The organism is Corallococcus llansteffanensis (assembly GCF_003612055.1).
Lineage (GTDB): Bacteria > Myxococcota > Myxococcia > Myxococcales > Myxococcaceae > Corallococcus > Corallococcus llansteffanensis.
This window is the reverse complement of record NZ_RAWB01000155.1, coordinates 1-17,769: the sequence shown is the minus strand read 5'-3', so window position 1 is coordinate 17,769 and position 17,769 is coordinate 1. Positions and strand designations below refer to the sequence as shown.

Sequence of the window (17,769 nt, the reverse complement as noted above, 5' to 3'; positions counted from 1 at the left end):
CCCCTGCCCGGCGAGCCGCCGAAGCCTCCGGCGTGGGGGACCTTCCTCGACTGCGCGCTCGTCATGCCGGCCGCGCCCGCGCCGCTGGTGGCCGACCCGGCCCTGCCCGTGGCCGGACAGGCGTTCACGCTGCGCTGGGCGTCCGTGGCCGGCACCGACCTCGTCTACGTCCTGGAGGAGGCCACGCGCCCGGACTTCAGCGACGCGGCGGAGCTGTACCGGGGCCCGGCGCGGGAGCGCACGCTGTACGGGCGCACCTCGCGGGCCTGGTACTACCGCGTGCGTGCACAGCAGGGCCCCGTCTCCGGACCGTATGCGCCGGGCGTGGCCGTCCCCGTGGCGCCCCGGGTGCGGTGGAACCTGGAGCCCGTGTCCGCGTACTCGCCGAAGCCGCTGCTCGCGGTCCAGCGCGCGCTGCTGCGGCTCGCATGCGCCCGGGGGGACGTGCTCGCGGTGCTGGGGCTGCCGGAGCACTTCCGCGAGGACGCGGCCATCGCGCACGTGGGGGCGCTCCAGTCCCCGCTGACCGGCACGTCCGAGCTCGTGCCGGCCCTGGGCTTCGCGGAGGAGAACGCGCTGAGCTACGGTGCGCTCTACCACCCGTGGGCGTTCGTCTCCGAGGAGCAGCAGCCCACGGCGCCGCTGCGCATGCCTCCGGACGGCATGGCGTGCGGCGTGCTGGCGAAGCGCGCGGTGGAGCGCGGCGCGTGGGTGGCCCCGGCCAACGAGCCCTGGCGCGCGGTGGTGGCGCTCACCCCGCCGCTGTCGCGGGAGCGCCTGTTGGATTTGCAGGACGCGCAGGTGAACGTGGTGCGCCAGGAGCCCCGGGCCTTCCTCACGCTGAGCGCGGACACGCTGGCGGTGACGCCGGAGGTGCGGCCCATCAACGTGCGGCGGCTCCTGAGCCTCTTGCGGCGCGCGGCGCTGAAGCTGGGCGCGGCGTATGTCTTTGAACCCAACGACGCGAGCTTCCACCGGCTGGTGCAGCGCGGCTTCGAGGCGCTGCTCGGGGACCTCTTCGTGCGGGGCGCCTTCGCGGGCCGCACGCGCGAGGGCGCCTTCCAGGTGGTGACGGGCGACGCGCTCAACACGCCCGTGCAGATGGAGCAGGGGCGCTTCTTCGTGGACATCAAGGTGGCGCCGTCGCTGCCCCTCACCTTCCTCAACGTGCGGCTCGTGCAGAGCGGCGACCGCGGACTCGTCACGGAGGCGCGCTAGGCCATGGCCAACACGCAGGACGAGACCGTCATCGCCCCCTTCACCGCGTTCGCGTTCGCGGTGGAGATTGAAATCCCGGACGTCGTCACCAAGGCGTGCAGCGCCGCCTTCTCCGAGTGCGACGGCCTGGAGATGACGATGGACGTGAAGACCATCCGCGAGGGCGGCAACAACGGGCGGCAGCTGCGCCTCACCGGCGCGCTCAACTTCGGGCAGCTCACGCTCAAGCGCGGGATGACGGCCAGCTTCGACCTGTGGGACTGGTTCGAGGAGGTGCAGCGCCGGCCCCGGCTGCGCGCCAACGCGGAGGTCATCGTGTTCGCGCCCGGCCCCGCGCAGAAGGAGCGCGCGCGCTTCGTCCTGTCGCGCTGCCTGCCCGTGAAGCTCAAGGCGCCGCCCCTCAACGCCAAGGACGGCATGGTGGCCATCGAGGAGCTTCAAATCGCCTACGAGTCGCTCACCCGCAAGCGGCTGTCCGGAGGAGGCGCGTAATGCCCGAACCCACGCCCCTGGCGAAGGCCGAGCTGCGGCAGCTCGACGCCAACTTCGAGCACGAGATCGAGAACGACACCTGGGCGAAGGTGCAGTTCAACCCGGAGACGCTCAAGGTCAGCTTCGCCAACCAGGTGCAGACACCCTCGGGCGGCGGCGACCAGCGCGGCACGCCCGCGCGCCAGTTCGTGGGCGCTGGCACCACCAAGCTCGCCGTGCAGCTCTGGTTCGACGTGACGGGCCAGCCGGAAGGGCAGTCCGGCGCGGTGGACGACGTGCGGCTGCTCACCAAGAAGGTCGCCTTCTTCATCACGCCGAAGAAGGAGGGCGACAAGTTCGTCCCGCCCGCCGTGCGCTTCCTCTGGGGCAGCTTCCAGTTCGACGGCATCATGGAGTCGCTGGAGGAGTCGCTGGAGTTCTTCTCGCCGGAGGGCAAGCCCCTGCGCGCGAGCGTCTCCTTCGGGCTGACGCAGCAGAAGATCACCGCCTTCGTCTTCCGCCCCACGGACGCGCCGCCGCCCGGCGCGCCGCGCGCCCCCAGCGGCAAGCCCCCCGGCACCACGCCCATGACGCCCGCGCCCCAGGGCTCCACCGTGCAGGGGCTGGCGGCGGGCCAGGGCAAGGGCGGTGACTGGCAGTCCATCGCCAGCGCCAACGGCATCGAGAACCCGCGCCAGCTCGCGGCGGGGCAGCTCATCGACCTGCAGGCAGGCGTGAAGCTCGGCGTGAAGCGGTAACCGTCACCAGGGAGGCACCCACACCATGGCCGTGGTCATCAACGAGCTGGACATCACCCCCGCACCCGCGCCGGCCGCGCCCGCGTCGTCAGGCCCTGGCGCCGGTGGCGAGGCGCCCTCCGCGTCGGGCGTGCAGCATGCGTCCGACCTGGCCCGTGCCCTGGCCCGTCACCGCGAGCGCGCGTCCCGCGTCCGCGCCCACTGACCTGGAACGCACCCACCCATGGCCGACGGAACCGACACCAAGCTGCGCACCGCCCAGCCCACCTTCAAGGTGGACGGGCAGGAGCAGGCCGCGCTCGGGCTCGGGCTGCTGGAGCTGTGCATCGAGGAGACGGTGCAGGGCCTGTACCGGTGCGAGGTGATGTTCGGCAACCTGGGTCCCAAGGACGGCGGCACGGACTTCCTCTACTTCGACCGGAAGCTGCTCGACTTCGGCAAGGCCTTCGAGGTCCGGCTGGGCACCGACGCCCTCTTCGAGGGCCGCATCACCGCGCTGGAGGCCGCCTTCCTGGAGAGCACCCCGCCCGCCCTCACGGTGCTGGTGGAGGACCGGCTCCAGGACCTGCGGATGACGCGCCGGACGGCGACGTACGTGGACGTGACGGACCAGCAGGTGATGGAGCAGCTCGCGGGCAAGCACGGCCTCACGCCGAACGTGAAGGTGACGGGCCCCAAGCACAAGGTGCTGGCGCAGGTGAACCAGAGCGACCTGGCCTTCCTGCGGGAGCGGTGCCGCGCGGTGGACGCGGAGCTGTGGATGCAGGGGCGCACGCTGCACGTGCAGCAGCGCCCGGCGCGCGCGAGCGGGCAGGCCCTGAAGCTGGGGCTGGGCAACGAGCTGAAGGAGCTGGTGGTGACGGCGGACCTGGCCACGCAGCGCTCGTCGGTGAAGGTGAGCGGCTGGGACGTGCAGGCCAAGGACGTGCTGGCGAGCGAGGCGGGACCGTCCGTGCTCGGCGCCGAGCTGGGGAGCGACGAGAGCGGCGCGAGCCTGCTGACGTCCTCCAAGCTGGGTGAGCGCAAGGAGACCGTGGTGCACACCGTGCCGTTGAGCAGCGACGAGGCCCGCGCCCATGCGGAGGCGGCCTACCGGCAACTGGCCCGCCGCTTCGTCGTGGGCCGGGGCACCGCGCAGACGGACGCGAAGCTGCGCGTGGGCGGCCGCGTGGAGTTCACGGGCGTGGGCCCCCTCTTCAACGGCAAGTACACGCTGGTGGAGGTGAAGCACCTCTTCGACCGCGCCAAGGGGCTGCGCACGGAGTTCGTCGCCGAGCGGCCCGGCCTGGGGAGGGCGTCATGAACTCACCCTGGGACCTGCGCACCGACGAGCGCGGCGCCTCCGGACTGGGCGGCCGCTTCTATGGCCTCTACCCGGCGAAGGTCGTGGACAACCAGGACCCGGAGCGCCAGGGCCGCGTGAAGGTGGCGCTGCCCTGGGCCCCGGACGCGGGCAGCGACCGGTACGAGGCGTGGGCGCGCGTGGCCACGCTGATGGCGGGCAGCGGGCGCGGCACGTGGTTCATCCCCGACCAGGACGACGAGGTGCTCGTCGGCTTCGAGGCCGGGGACCCGCGCCGGCCCTACGTGGTGGGCGGGCTGTGGAACGGCAAGGACGCGCCCCCGGAGTCCATGGACGCGAAGAACACGAAGAAGGTCCTCCACTCGCGCAACGGCGTCGTCATCACGCTGGACGACACGGACGGCCAGGAGACGCTGGAGCTGAAGACGCCCGGCGGGCAGACGGTGACGCTGAAGGACGGGCCCGGCTCCGTGGAGGTGAAGGACAGCAACGGCAACTCCGTGAAGCTGGAGGCGAGCGGCGTCACCGTGACGGCGTCCGCCAAGGTCACCGTCAACGCCAGCACCGCGGAAATCTCCGCCGGCATGCTCACCGTCAACGCGGGCATGTCCAAGTTCAGCGGCGTGGTGCAGGCGGACACGGTCATCACCAACAGCGTGGTCAGCGCCTCGTACACCCCGGGCGCGGGGAACGTGTGGTGATGGCGGTGGCCCTTCCCCATCCCGTGCAGTGGGTGACGGCGTCCACGCTCTGGGGGAGCGCGGGCGCGGACCCATCTCGCATGCAGGCGCCCGGCCTCCTCCAGTTCGAATCCGACCGCTTCATGGAGGAATTGGCGGAGCGGCTCCAGGCCGAGGCGCGACCGGACCTGCGCGACCTGCTGGCGAAGTACGAGAGCCACCGCGAGCGCTTCCCGGGCGAGGCCGCGGACCCCGCGAGCACGCCGCTCAAGCTGTACCAGCCCGCGCACGGCCGCTTCTACCTCGTGGCCGCGAGCCTCGTGTGCCGGCTGCCCGGCCTGCCCGACCACGTCGTGGACCCGGCGCGTGGGGAGAAGGCCGGCTTCGTGATGCGCCGCCGGGGCGCGGGCAACACCGAAGAAGCCTGGGTGGTGGATCCGACCGACGCGAAGAAGCAGCGGCGCGTCTGGGCTCCGCTCACCGCCGCGCAGTCCGCTCTGCTGGCCTCGGGAGAAGAGCTGCTGCCCCTGTTCCCGGTGAACTTCACCGTGGACGGCAAGCGTCGGCGCATGGCCGTGGGGCTCGTCCCGACCTCCAGCCAGGCGACCTTCGAGGCCGCGGGCTCCTTCCAGGCCGCGGATCCGCAGGAGGCGCTGAAGTCCGAAGCCGAGCAGCAGGTCACGGGCCCCTACGAGCAGCTCAAGCTGTGGAAGCCCCTGCCCGGCGGCACCCCGCAGGCGGACATCGACGACCAGGAGGCGAAGCAGCAGGAGGTGTCGCGCTACCTGCTGCTGGACTTCGCGTCGTTCCTGTCCACGCGGCTGCCCGCCTTCTGGGACGCGCTCCCTGGCAACACCACGCCTCCGGGCCCCACCGGCGACCTGTACACGCTGCTCCAGGGCCCGCCCGTGGACAGCGGCACGGCGACGACGTGGCGCCAGGCGCTGCTCTTCGCGTGGGAGCACCGCGGGCAGCTGGCCGCGGGAGAGACGGCGGGAATCACGTTCAACCTCCGCACCTCCCCGTTGGCGCCGGAGCTGCTGCGCGCCGCGCTGATGAAGGCGGCGGTGACCGGCACGTACACGCTGCCATCGGAGCCGGTGCCGGTGGGCAAGCTCCAGGACCCGGGCGAGACGCACTACGTGCTGCGGTGCGTGTACCTGCGGCCGGGCTGCGGGCCGCTGTGCCCGCCCGTGGTGAGCGCGCCCACGGCGGACTTCCGGCTGGCGCCCTTCTTCGACCCGGACGCGCCGGGCCGCCCGGTGCGCATCGTGCTGCCGGTGGACACGAGCATCCGGGGGCTGCGCAAGTTCAAGAAGAACGTCGGCTTCGCGCTGTCGTCCGGGCTGCGCAAGCAGATGTCCCGCGTGGGGGACTTGAAGAAGACGATGGACGGGGAGCTCGACGCGGGCACGTCCTTCAACCTGGGCGAGCTGTGCATGTTCTCCATCCCCATCATCACGCTGTGCGCCTTCATGGTGCTGATGATCTTCCTCAGCCTGCTCAACATCATCTTCTGGTGGATGCCCTTCCTGAAGATCTGCCTGCCGAAGGCGAAGGAGGGCTAGCCGCATGGACGCCGGAAAACTGCTGGGCCGAGGCCTGAGCTTCCCTCCCCGCGTGGGCCCCGACGGACGCCTCCAGTGGTCCGAGGGCGAGCGCAACGTGCGCGAGTCCATCCAGGTCATCCTCACCACGCAGCAGCGCGAGCGCATCCTGCTGCCCGAGTTCGGCGGCAGCCTGGGCCAGTACCTCTTCGAGCCGAACACCGTGACGACGCGGCACCAGCTGGCCGAGCGCATCACCCGCGCGCTCGCGCAGTGGGAGCCGCGGATCGCCGTCGAGTCCGTCAGCGTGGAGGAGGACCCCCGGGATGCCCGGGCCGCCACCGCCATCATCACCTACAAGCTCGTCGCCACCGGGGCGCGCGAGCGCATCAGCCTGGGCGTCACGCTCGCGGGGTAAGCCACCGTGCCACTCACACTCCCGCCCATCGACGACCGCAAGTACCAGCAGCTGCTGGATGAAGCGCTGGCGCGCATCCCGCTGCACAACCCCGAGTGGACGAACTTCAACAAGTCCGACCCGGGCGTCACGCTGCTGGAGCTGTTCGCCTTCCTCACGGAGAGCCTGCTCTACCGCGCCAACCAGATTCCGGAGCGCAACCGGAAGAAGTTCCTCCAGCTTCTCGGCGTCCCGCTGCAACCCGCGTCCTCCGCGCGGGGCATGGTGGTGCTGCGCAACGAGCGCGGCGGCACGCCCCAGGCCCTCACCCTCACGGAGGGCGTGGAGGTGAGAGCCGGCCAGGTGCCCTTCCGCACCGAGCGCGGGCTGGACGTCCTGCCCGTGGAGGCGGCCTTCTTCTACAAGCGGCGCGTCGCGCCCGAGGAGCGCGTCAAGGCGTACTACGAGCAGCTCTACGCGTCGTTCACCGCCACCCAGCCGCCGCCCGCGCCGCTGGACGCGCTCCAGTTCTACGAGACGACGCCCTTCTCTCCCCGGGGCACCGAGCCGCTGGACCTGGGCACGGCCGCGTTGGACCAGTCCCTCTGGGTGGCGCTGCTCTTGCGCCCCGCCGACAAGAAGCTGCCGGAGGCGATGAAGCGCGCCCGCGAGGCGATTCAAGGCAAGGTGCTGACGCTGGGCCTCGTACCCGCGGAGACGGCCGACGGGCGGCGGCTGCCCCCGGGGGGACAGGCGAACCCCACGGGCGCCGCGGTGCTCCAGTTCCAGCTCCCGCGCCTGCCGCCCGGTGGGGTGCTGCCGGAGGACCCCGCGCTGCGCAACGCGAGCTGGCGCACGCTGGCCACCGCCGAGATCCCCTCCGCGCCGGTGGTGGTGGACATCCCGCTGCCCGCCACGGAGGCGGAGCTGTCGCTGTGGTCGAACCTGGATCCGCTGGAGGCGGGCACGCGCGACTTCCCGCCCGCGCTGGACAACGAGGAGCAGGCCGGGCGCGTGCTCACGTGGCTGCGCATCACCAGCACCGCCCCTGCCGCCACGCAGCTGTTGTGGACGGGCATCAACGCCGCGCCGGTGACGCAGCGCGAGCGGGTGACGGGCGAGCTGCTGCCCACGGGCACGGGCGAGCCGGACCAGGTGGTGAAGCTCGCGCGCGTGCCGGTGGTGCCGGGGTCGGTGCGGCTCACCGTCATCGCGGCCAACGGCACGGTGGACCCGGACTGGACGGAGACGGACGACCTGATGAGCGCGGGGCCGGAGGTCGCGGTGCCGGATCCGCGCCTGCCGCCGGGCTCGAAGCAGCAGGCCCGCGCGCCGGTGAAGGTCTTCAGCGTGGACGCGGAGGCCGGGGAGCTGCGCTTCGGTGACGGCGCCCACGGCATGCGCCCGCCGCTCGGGGCCACGCTGCGCGTGGACTACGACCACGGCGAGGGACGCGCGGGCAACGTGGGGCCGGGCGCCATCACCAGCGGCCCTTCGCTCCCGACGGGCGTGCAGGTGGAGAACGCGCTGCCCACCTGGGGCGGCGCGGACGCGGAAGGGGTGAACGAGGGGGAGAAGCACGTCTCGCGCTTCCTCCAGCACCGCGACCGGCTGGTGACGGCGCAGGACTTCGAGGCGGTGACGCTGCGCACGCCGGGCGTCGCGGTGGGCCGCGTGGAGGTGCTGCCGGCCTTCCACCCGCTGCTGTCGCCCAACGAGCCGGGAGATGCGCCGGGATCCGTGACGGTGGTGGCGATTCCCCGCTACGAACCGGATCCGCCGGAGGCCGCCGGGCCCGACAGCTTCCTGGACGCCATCGCGTGCTGGCTGGCGCCGCGGCGGCTCGTGACGACGGAGGTGTTCGTGCGCCGCCCTGTCTACCAGCCCGTCTGGGTGACGGTGGGCGTGGACGTCGTCGCGGGCGTGTCCCAGGCCGCGGTGCGCGAGGCGGTGACGCAGGCGCTGCGCGATTTCCTCTCGCCGCTGCCGCCTCCGGGCACCGACCTGCTGGCCTCGCCGGTGAATCGGGGCTGGCCGCTGCGCAAGGCCGTGGTGGCGCTGGAGCTGTCCGCGGTGTGCAGCCGCGTGCCGGGCGTGGCGTGGGTGCGCGGCGTGAGGCTGGGGCTGCCCACGGGCTCGGAGCAGGAGAGCGTGCCGATGCTGGGGCTCTGGCTGCCGAGGCTCGCGGGCGTGTCCGTGGCGGTGGGCGACGCGCCGTCGCTGGATGACCTGCGCGGCACGGGCCAGGTGCCCACCGGCGCGCAGCGTCCCTTCGTCTCCGTCCCCGTCGTCCCCGAGGAGTGCCGGTAAGCATGGACGCCAACGGCACCCGCTTCCATCTGCTGCTCGGACGCGACGACTGGGGCCGGTGCTCCAGCGGCGGGCATCCCCTGGCCAAGGGCTGGGACGGCGTGTCCGGCACGACGCCGGAGCTCAGCTGGGACGCCGTGCGCGCGGAGGTGTCGCTGCGCGCGGAGCTGTACCAGTTCGTCGCGGGCACGGGGGACCGGCAGCCGAAGCTGGAGGACCGCAGAGGCGCCGCGAGGGACCGCTACGGGAACTTCTATTGGATTGGCGCCGACGGCCGGACGGTGAAGGTGCTCTCCAGCGGCTCGCGGCGCACCACCGACTTCTGGCCCGTGGCGCCCGAACCGCTGCCCGCGCCCAAGGGGGGCGGCTTCGGCCCGGTGGCGCTCCCGCCCGCGCCCACGCCTCCGCCGCTGGGGGCACTCGCCGTCACCGACCACCACTACCTCGTGGTGGGCACGCTCGCGCCGGCGGGCCTGCTGGTGTTCGACCTGCACGCGGGAGGTCCGCCGCTCCAGTACCTGTGGCCCGCGCTGCCCGGGGGCTTCGCGCCCTGGGACATCGCCGCGTCACCGGATGGCGGCGCCGTGGTGCTGGACCGGGAGCACCGTCGCCTCTGGTACCTGGATGCCTCCTTCCGCGCGGTGCGCACGGACGGCGAGACGCAGGTGGAGCCGGAGGTCGTGGATCCGTTCCAGCCGCAGGACGGCAGCTACACGCGCCGCACGGCCGCGGAGACCTTCCCGACGCCCGTGTCGCTGGCGGCCCCCGGCCCGGTGTCCACCGTGGACCCCGTCTCCGTGGAGGTGCTGGCGGACGGCCGCGTGCTGGTGCTCGACCGGGGCGTGGACAACAGCCGCCTGTGGGTGTTCCGCGACGGCGTGCTGGACGGCGCGCCCGTGCCGCTGGAAGTGGGTGACCTGCTGCCGGACACGGGCCCCGCCGCCGACTTCAAGCTGGTGGCGCACGACATGGCGCTGGTGCGCGGCGTGGAGGGCGCGCCGGACCGGCTGTACGTCGTGGGCCAGGACGGCAACCAGGCCTTCGTCTTCGAGCTGCACGACACGCCCGCCGGACAGCTCACCGCGGTGGCCCAGCCCGAGTATCTGCCGCTGCGCCTCTTCGGCGGCAAGGGGCTCATCGCCTTCGGCCAGGAGGCCTTCTACGACTTCGCGGACGGCTTCATCCCGCTCGTGGCGCAGCGCCGGCCCCGGTACGTCCCCAGCGCCACGCTGCGCACGACCGTGCTGGACGGCCGCGAGCCGGAGTGCGTGTGGCACCGGCTGATGCTGGACGCCGTCATCCCGCCCGGCGCCACCGTCACGGTGCGCAGCCGCGCGGCCAACGAGAAGGCGGAGCTGGAGTCGCTGCCCTTCTCCGACGAGCCGGCCCTGCTCAAGCGCGCGAGCGGCTCCGAGCAGCCCTTCTCCCCGGCCCCCATTGGCGCGCACCGGGGCACCTTTGAAATCCTCTTCCAGCGCGCGAAGGGCCGCTACGCGCAGGTGGAGCTGACGCTGGACGGGGGCGGGGGCAGCACGCCGCGCCTGCACGCGCTGCGCGTCTGGTACCCGCGCTTCTCCTACGCCGCGCGCTACCTGCCGGCCATCTACGGGGAGCAGCCGGAGTCGGCCAGCTTCCTGGACCGCTTCCTCGCCAACGTGGAGGGGCTGCTCACGCCGGTGGAGGACCGCATCGCCGCGGCGCAGGTGCTGTTCGACGCGCGCAGCGCGCCCCCGGAGGCGCTGGAGTGGCTGGCCTCGTGGTTCGGCGTGGTGCTGGACCCGGCGTGGAACGAGCCCAGGCGCAGGCTCTTCCTGCGCCACACGCTGGACTTCTTCCAGTGGCGGGGCACCGCGCGCGGGATGCGCATGGCGCTGCGGCTGGCGCTCGACGAGTGCGTGGACGACACCGTCTTCACCGAGGACGTGGACCCCACGCGCGCGCGGCTGCGCATCGTGGAGCGCTTCCGCGCGGCGCGCACGCCGTTCCTCCAGCCCACGCAGCCCTCGGAGGTCGGCGGCATCCGCGTGGTGGCGCCCGCGCCGCGCTGGGAGCCGAAGCAGGGCCGCGTGCAGCTCGTCACCCGCTTCCGGGACGCACTGACGGCGGCCGGGGTGGCGGAAGAAGCGCTGCCGGACGGCTTCCCGCTGCGGGCCCCCACGGACGCGGTGCAGGCGACGGTGTGGCGCGACTTCAGCCTGGACGTGCTGGGCTTCGTGCCGGCGGCCACGGACGCGGACGCACCGCGCTGGCGCGAGTTCCTGGCCCGGCGCTACGGCCGCGTGGCCGCGCTCAACCTGGCGCACGGGCTCAACCTCACGGACATCTCGCAGGCACCGCTGCCCACGACGCTTCCGGCGGACGGGCCCGCGCAGGTGGACTGGTACCACCTGGAGACGGTGGTGCTGCCGGTGCGCGCAGCCGCGCACCGGTTCACGGTCGTGCTGCCGGTGCCGCGGGGCAGCGCGGCGCAGGAGCAGCGCGACCGGCTGGAGCGGGCGCTGCGCGTGGTGGAGCTGGAGAAGCCCGCGCACACCGTGTTCGACGTGAAGTTCTACTGGGCCATGTTCCGCGTGGGCGAGGCCCGGTTGGGCGTGGACACCCTGGTCGACCTGGGCAGTCGTGCCCCCGAGCTGATGCCCGCCATGCGGCTCGGACGTGAGTACCTGGCGGAGAGCTATCTGGCCCCGAGGCCCCCTCAGGACGCCGTGGATCGGCGCATCCTGGGGAGGGATCCGCTCGGGCGCCGTGAGATTCAGGGGAGCGACATCCAATGAGCGGCTTTGGTCCGAGTTCCACCTCCGCGAAGCGCACCGCAGCCGACCCGACGAAGCACGTCAACTACGTGCTGGGCATGGTGCTGGGCGTCGACGACTTCATCCAGGACTTCGCGTACCTGGCCGAGCGGGACCGATGGCAGGCACGCGACCTGCTCGGGTACGGCACGGCCTGGGGGCTGGCCGTCACCACGGGCCTTGGCGCCCGGGGCCCGGAGGTGCGCGTGTCCCCGGGCACCGCGTTGAGCCCCCGCGGTCAACTGTTGCGCGTCACGCCCGCGCAGTGCGCGTCGCTCAACGACTGGCTCAAGGCGCAGGGCACCGCCATCACGCCGAACGAGGACGAGGCCGTCCGCGTCTGGGTCGTCCTCTCCTACCGCGAGTGCCTCACGGATCCGGTGCCGGTGCCCGGCGAGCCCTGCCGCAGCGAGGACGACGCCATGGCGCCCTCGCGCGTCACGGATGACTTCAAGCTGGAGCTGCGCCTCACCCCGCCCCAGGAGCCCACCGAGGAGCAGGCGGTCCGGGACCTGGTGCGCTGGCTGCGCACGCACGTCGTGCCCGTGGGCGACGACACGCCCGCGGGCGACGTGACGTCGGAGGCGGACTTCCTCACGGCGCTGCGCGCGGCGGTGGTGCCACCCTCGCCGATGGGGCCGGAGACGGACTGGCTGGATGACGCCGCGGCGCCCATGAAGGTGCCGGCGACGCAGGTGGAGGGCCACCTGCGCGCCGCGCTGCGCGTCTGGGTGACGGAGCTGCGCGCGCTGTGGCGGCCCAACTGGCTGGGTGAAGCCCAGGGCTGTCAGCAGCCCGTGTCCGCCGAACCGGACTCCGACGTGGACTGCGTGCTGCTGGCGGCCGTCGACGTGCACGTGGTCAAGGAGCTGGGCAGCCCGGACTGGGTGGTGAAGACGGAGGCGCCGCTGCCCGTCATCGAGGACGAGCGCCCGTACCTGCTGCACCTGCGGCTGCTCCAGGAGTGGGCGCTGGCGGGCCCGCTCCAGGACACGTCCGCGGTGCACCACCCGCCCGCGCTGCCCGCGTATCAAATCGTCGCGGCGGGCACGCTGCCCATCGCGGCCTTCGGGAACACCAACGTGCAGGGCTACAACAACCTGCGCATCGACAAGGTGGCCAAGGGCTTCGCGCGGCTCACCTTCGACGGGTACCAGTACAAGCCGGAGGCGTGGCAGTACGTCGTGAAGGTGGGACTCCAGGAGGCCGAGGGGCTGGGGCTGGCCATGCCCACCGTCACCGTGCTCGCGCAGGACTCCGACGGCATCCAGATCCGCCTCCGCGAGAAGCAGGACCCCATGGCCGAGGCCACGATGGCGTCCATGGCCGTCATCGTGGAGGTGAGCCAGTACTTCGCGGGCGCCCCGGCGGTGAAGAGCCTTCGCGCGCCCCCGCCGCCGTCCCGTGCGCCGAGCCGCGCGCGCCGCTCCGGGGGAGGGAGGTAGCCCATGCGCATCGCCCTGGACACGCCGTTCCTGAAGGACGGCATCCGTTCGACGAACTTCTTCAACGGCCGGCTCCTGTCCGCGGAGGACCTGGGCCAGGAACAGACCGCGCGCGACGCCGGGCAGCAGCGCCTGGGCCGCGCGCTGGGCGAGGGCGTGGCCTACGGCCTGGAGGTGTCGCTGTCGCAGGACAACTCCGCCACCACGCCGCTGGTGACGGTGCAGCCGGGCCTCGCCGTCAACCGCGAGGGCGAGGCGATGGAGCTGCTCCAGCCCGTGGAGGTGTCGCTCCTCCAGGGCGCGGTGGAGGCCTCCGGGGGCACGGCCGCGACGGCGGGCACGGGGGCCTTTGGCGCCTGTTCACCGCCGGGCAGCGTGTACGTGTCCGGCACCGGCGTGTACCTGCTGGTGATGGCGCCCGCCTACGGCCGGGAGGGCCGCGCGGTGGCGAGCGGCCTGGGCGGCGTGCAGTCCGGGTGCGACGCGAAGCTGCTGGTGGAGGGCGTGCGCTTCCGCCTGCTGCGGCTGGACGTGTCCAGCGCGGACCTGGCGCTGGCCCAGGAGAAGACGCTGCGCAACAAGGTCGCGCACCAGTGCCTGGGGACGACGGACGTGAAGTCCCAGGCGTTCGTCCTGGATCCGTTCGCCACGCCCACGGAGACGCAGGCCGCGGCGGGAGGCTACGGCCTCATCGACAAGCTTCGTCCGAACTTCCTCACGCCCTGCGACGTGCCGCTGGCGGTGATGCACTGGCGGGACGGCGTGGGCCTGCGCTGGGTGGACCTGTGGTCCGCGCGGCGGCGGCTGGCGCGCGTAGCGCACCCGGCCCGCTGGTCCCTGGGCCTGGGCGAGCGCCGCGCCGCCGAGGGCGAGGCCACCTTCCTCCAGTTCCAGGAGCAGCTGGACAGGCTGCGACAGGTGAACCCGGAGCTCGTGAAGGCGACGGATGTCTTCACGTTCCTGCCGGCCGCGGGGGTGCTGCCGCTCGCGGACGTGCAGGGCTCCGTGGGCTTCCGCCTCACGACGTTCTTCGAGGGGCTCACCACCCGGCAGCCCCCCATCAACATCGAGGGCGCGCGGCTGCAGTCGCTGCTGCGGCTGTCCTTCGCCTTCCCCCCGCTGGAGCTGAGCAAGAAGGAGCTGCTCTGGCTCTACGTGGTGCAGGAGAACCAGGCCGCCCAGTTGGGAGCGACGAAGCCGCAGCCGTACCTCGTCTTCTCCAGCGGCTACATGCCCTACCTGGGTGACCCCCGTTACGACGCCGCGCACTGGAGCTTCGGAAACTTCGCGCTGCCCTGACCTTCCACCCTGCTTCTTGGCGTCTCACGGACCGCGAGGAGATCGCGATGGCCGACGAATTGAATGAAGTCAAACCCGGCGACCTCATCACCGCCGACCAGTTCAACGCCCTCATCCAACAGGTGAAGGCGTTGCTGGCGGCGGGGGGAGGCCCCGTCGTGGTTCCCAACCTCTATGGCCAGACGCTCGCGAGCGCGAAGGCCATCCTCGCCATCCCCGGCAACAACCTGGTGCTGGGAGGCAACCTGCTGGACGCGTTCGGCCAGCCGGTGGACCCGAACGACGCGGCCAACCAGACGCGCCGGGTGATTGGACAGGTGCCCGCGGGAGGCGCGCGCGTCACCGCGGGCACGGCCGTCAGCCTGCTGATGGCCGCCAAGCCCACCACCGGCGGGACGACGCCGGACCCGGCCATCACCGCCTTCAGCCCGCTCCAGGTCCCCGTGAAGGAGGCGCTGCAGATCATCGGGAAGAACTTCTCCTCGCTTCCCTCGGACAACCTCGTCACCTTCAACGGGACGGCCGCCCCGGCGCCCTCCGGGCAGAGCAGCAGCTCCGCGCTCTTCGTCATCGTTCCGGACAACTTCCCCAGCGCGCCCAAGGCGGGACAGCCCGCCGTGCAGGTGACGGTGAAGGTGAAGACGGCGGAGGGCAAGGAGGTCTCCGGCTTCGTGACCGTCCAGGCGCCCACCGGCGTGCAGCACGCCACGCTGGACGGCTTCGCCCCTTCGCCGCCGGTCTCCGGCCAGGACCTCGTCATCACCGGGACGGGCTTCGGCGCCACCGCCAGCGCGGTGAAGGTGAAGTTCAGCAACGAGCCCAGCACGGGTGTGACACCCAAGCAGGTCACGCCCACCAGCCTCACCGTCACCATCCCCACGAACCTGTCGGGGATGCGTTCGGGCTTCTTCAAGGCCTTCACCGTCGTCGTGTCCGTGAACGGCGTGGAGTCCCTCCCGGACGCCAACGACACCCTCAGCATCTACACCCCCTAGGTCCCAGCCCCGAGGAAAGCGCATGCCTCGTCGAACCCGCGTCACCGTCCCAATCCTGTTGCTTTCACTGCTCGCGCTGCCCTGGGTGGCGGGCGCAGCCCAGCTCCACCTGCCCGCGACGGCTCCCAACCCGCCCGTCGCGCTCGCGCGCGTGAACTTCCAGTTCAACGCCGACCTGCCGGCCTCCGGAGGCGCCGCCGGCATCACCGTGGACGGCACCTTCGTCCAACTCAAGGACCCCGGCGCGGGCGCCATCCCCACGCCCGTGGGCGGCGACATGGTCCGGTTCGTCCGCCAGGACAACCGCACCGCGGTGCTGGACATCACCACGCTCAGCTTCTTCCCGGCGCCGGACCAGCTCTGCACGACGAACCCGGGCGTGACGGGTGAGAAGGACTACACCTACAGCTTCACCGCCATCCCCGGGGCCGTCGTCGGCTTCGGGGCGACGGGCTTCGCGGCCACGTCCGTGGTGAGCGGGGGCGAGAGCGTCACCAACTGCGGCTGCGCGTCCCGGCGGGTGAAGGGCATCACGATGCCCGTGTCCCCGGGTGGCACGGACATGGGCCGGCTGCCCATGGACCTCATCCTGGTGTTGGATCAGTCCGGCAGCATGATCCTCCCGGCCGCCACGGGCGCGCCGGTGTCGCGGTGGGCCGCGCTGCAGTCCGCGGTGGGGCAGTTCGTCGCCAACTGGGCCACGGAGGGCATGACGTCGGACCCCAACTCCGGCTACGCGAGGGACCGGCTCGGCGTGGTGTACTTCGACACGAACGCCGCGCAGGCGCTGGCCGGCGGCTTCTACGTCAACCGGGGCGTCGCTCCGCCGGGTCCGACCCACGCCTGGAAGCCCTATGAGACGGACGTGCTCGCGGAGAATCCGAAGGACCTGACGGCGCTGGGCAAGGGGCTGCTCATCGCCATCGACCAGCGCAACAAGTTCCCGGGCAATGACGCCACCGTGGTGGTGATGACGGACGGCATGCAGAACGTGGATCCGCTGGTCCGCCGGGCCATGGCCGGTCCGAACGCGCCCTACCTGGTGCTGGACACGGATGGCACCATCACCGGCACGGGCGGCGCCACGGAAGTCGCGCTGCGCTCGCAGTGCCTGCCCATGCTGGCGGTGTCCGTGGGCGACATCGCGTCGCCCTGGGCGGAGCTGCTGGAGCGCATCGCCGCGGAGACCGCGGGCACGCACAAGCTGACGCGCGGCTCGGAGCTGCCCGCCACCTTCCTGGCGCAGCTCACCGAAGCGCTCAAGGGCAACACGCTCACCCTGGCGCTGAACCAGTCGGGCGCGCTGCCCCAGGGCACCAATTCGGTGACCACCTCCGTGCTGCTGGACGGCTCGGTGCGCAATGCCCTCATCACCCTGGGTACGGTGGGAGCGCAGAACCAGGAGCGCCTGTCGCTGCGCATCATCTCGCCGGATGGGGTCCAGATCCGTCCCACGGCGCGCATGGATGGCCCCACGTACACGACCCAGCGCATCGACATCCCGGCCACGGGCAAGCCCGGCACCTGGAAGCTGATGGCCGTGCGGGAGGGCTCGGGCGGTGGCTCGACGGATGGTGGGGTCATCATCACGGGCGCGTCCCTGCCCCCCACGCCGTACCAGTTCACGGTGCTGGCCGAGGAGCGGAGCCTGGACATGCGCACCCGCGTGCTGGGCACGCCCCACGTCGCCGGAGAGAAGCTCACGCTGGCGGTGGACCTGTCCTTCAACGGCAAGCCGCTGGAGACCGTGGATGGGAAGCTGACGGCGCGGGTGGAGCACCCGAACGCGCCCATTGGCACCGTGCTGCGTGACACGAAGAACCCGGAGACCCGGCCGGACCAGAGCAAGGATCCGCGCACGGCGTACCAGCAGAAGGTGGACGCGCTGCTGCTGGACCCCAAGGTGGCCGGGCAGCTGGGCACCACGACGGACAAGAACGCGCTGGACCTGGCCGCGCAGGGCAAGGGCCGCTACACGCTGGACTTCCCCGACACGAAGATCCCGGGCCTCTACCGCTTCCATGTGACGCTGGACATCAAGAACCCGGACACGGGGGACCTCATCCACCGCGTGGAGACCGTGGAGACGACGGTGGTGGTCGGCTCGGACGGCACGGTGTCCGAGGTGAAGAGCGAGGCGGTGGACGCGACCACCTTCAAGATCAGCTTCACGCCGAAGGACGCGGCCGGGAACTTCAAGGGTCCGGGCTTCGAGAACCAGATCCAGGTGCGCATCGACGGCAAGGGCGAGGTGGTGGAGATCCGCGACCCGCTCATCAACGGCACGTATGAGATCACCATCAAGGGCATCGATGCGAACACGAACGTCGTCGTCTTCGTCGCGGGGCAGCCCATCGCCAAGGGGCCGGTGTCCAAGCCGAACCCGATGAAGCCGGGCGAGCCGGTGGACGACAAGCCCGACGGCGGCCATCCGAGCTGCGGGTGCCGCCGCATGGGCGGCGGGAAGGGGACGGCCGGCATGTTGGGGCTGTTCTTCCTGGCGTTCATCGCTCGCCGCCGGGGGCGCCGCGGCAATGAGTGAGGGGGCGGGGGT

14 protein-coding genes are annotated in these 17,769 nt (G+C 72.2%); all 14 read left to right on the top strand.

What is annotated here, in order from left to right; genetic code table 11:
• The coding region (locus tag D7V93_RS16695; protein ID WP_244237347.1) for a hypothetical protein at positions 1-1,218 on the top strand (1,218 nt) is incomplete at its 5' end.
• Between the two features lie 3 nt (positions 1,219-1,221).
• Positions 1,222-1,710 (top strand): phage tail protein, encoded by a 489-nt coding sequence (locus tag D7V93_RS16690; protein ID WP_120644365.1) that lies wholly within the window; start codon positions 1,222-1,224, stop codon positions 1,708-1,710.
• Positions 1,710-2,447, top strand: coding sequence for a CIS tube protein (locus D7V93_RS16685; RefSeq protein ID WP_120644364.1), 738 nt, complete (start codon positions 1,710-1,712; stop codon positions 2,445-2,447). Before D7V93_RS16690 ends, D7V93_RS16685 begins: the two co-directional genes overlap by 1 nt.
• Before the next feature lie 25 nt (positions 2,448-2,472).
• Entirely contained in the window at positions 2,473-2,652 is a 180-nt protein-coding gene (locus D7V93_RS16680) for a hypothetical protein (protein ID WP_120644363.1), read from the top strand.
• An 18-nt stretch (positions 2,653-2,670) separates the two neighbouring features.
• Entirely contained in the window at positions 2,671-3,750 is a 1,080-nt protein-coding gene (locus D7V93_RS16675) for a phage late control D family protein (protein WP_120644362.1), read from the top strand.
• The gene (locus tag D7V93_RS16670; RefSeq protein ID WP_120644361.1) at positions 3,747-4,451 is read left to right on the top strand and encodes a phage baseplate assembly protein V; all 705 of its coding nucleotides are present in this window, start codon (positions 3,747-3,749) and stop codon (positions 4,449-4,451) included. Before D7V93_RS16675 ends, D7V93_RS16670 begins: the two co-directional genes overlap by 4 nt.
• Positions 4,451-5,998 (top strand): hypothetical protein, encoded by a 1,548-nt coding sequence (locus D7V93_RS16665; RefSeq protein WP_120644360.1) that lies wholly within the window; start codon positions 4,451-4,453, stop codon positions 5,996-5,998. The genes D7V93_RS16670 and D7V93_RS16665 overlap by 1 nt, the downstream gene beginning before the upstream one ends.
• 4 nt (positions 5,999-6,002) lie before the next feature.
• Complete coding sequence (locus tag D7V93_RS16660) at positions 6,003-6,395, top strand: GPW/gp25 family protein (protein ID WP_120644359.1); 393 nt, start codon at positions 6,003-6,005, stop codon at positions 6,393-6,395.
• Positions 6,396-6,401: 6 nt separating this feature from the next.
• Positions 6,402-8,684, top strand: a complete 2,283-nt coding sequence (locus D7V93_RS16655) for a baseplate J/gp47 family protein (protein WP_120644358.1) — start codon at positions 6,402-6,404, stop codon at positions 8,682-8,684.
• A gap of 2 nt (positions 8,685-8,686) precedes the next feature.
• Positions 8,687-11,458 (top strand): phage tail protein, encoded by a 2,772-nt coding sequence (locus D7V93_RS16650; protein ID WP_120644357.1) that lies wholly within the window; start codon positions 8,687-8,689, stop codon positions 11,456-11,458.
• Complete coding sequence (locus tag D7V93_RS16645) at positions 11,455-12,921, top strand: hypothetical protein (protein ID WP_120644356.1); 1,467 nt, start codon at positions 11,455-11,457, stop codon at positions 12,919-12,921. The genes D7V93_RS16650 and D7V93_RS16645 overlap by 4 nt, the downstream gene beginning before the upstream one ends.
• A gap of 3 nt (positions 12,922-12,924) precedes the next feature.
• The gene (locus tag D7V93_RS16640; protein ID WP_120644355.1) at positions 12,925-14,220 is read left to right on the top strand and encodes a hypothetical protein; all 1,296 of its coding nucleotides are present in this window, start codon (positions 12,925-12,927) and stop codon (positions 14,218-14,220) included.
• 47 nt (positions 14,221-14,267) lie between these two features.
• Positions 14,268-15,215 (top strand): IPT/TIG domain-containing protein, encoded by a 948-nt coding sequence (locus tag D7V93_RS16635; protein WP_120644354.1) that lies wholly within the window; start codon positions 14,268-14,270, stop codon positions 15,213-15,215.
• A 22-nt stretch (positions 15,216-15,237) separates the two neighbouring features.
• Positions 15,238-17,757, top strand: a complete 2,520-nt coding sequence (locus D7V93_RS16630) for a vWA domain-containing protein (RefSeq protein ID WP_147451199.1) — start codon at positions 15,238-15,240, stop codon at positions 17,755-17,757.
• Positions 17,758-17,769: the final 12 nt, after the last annotated feature.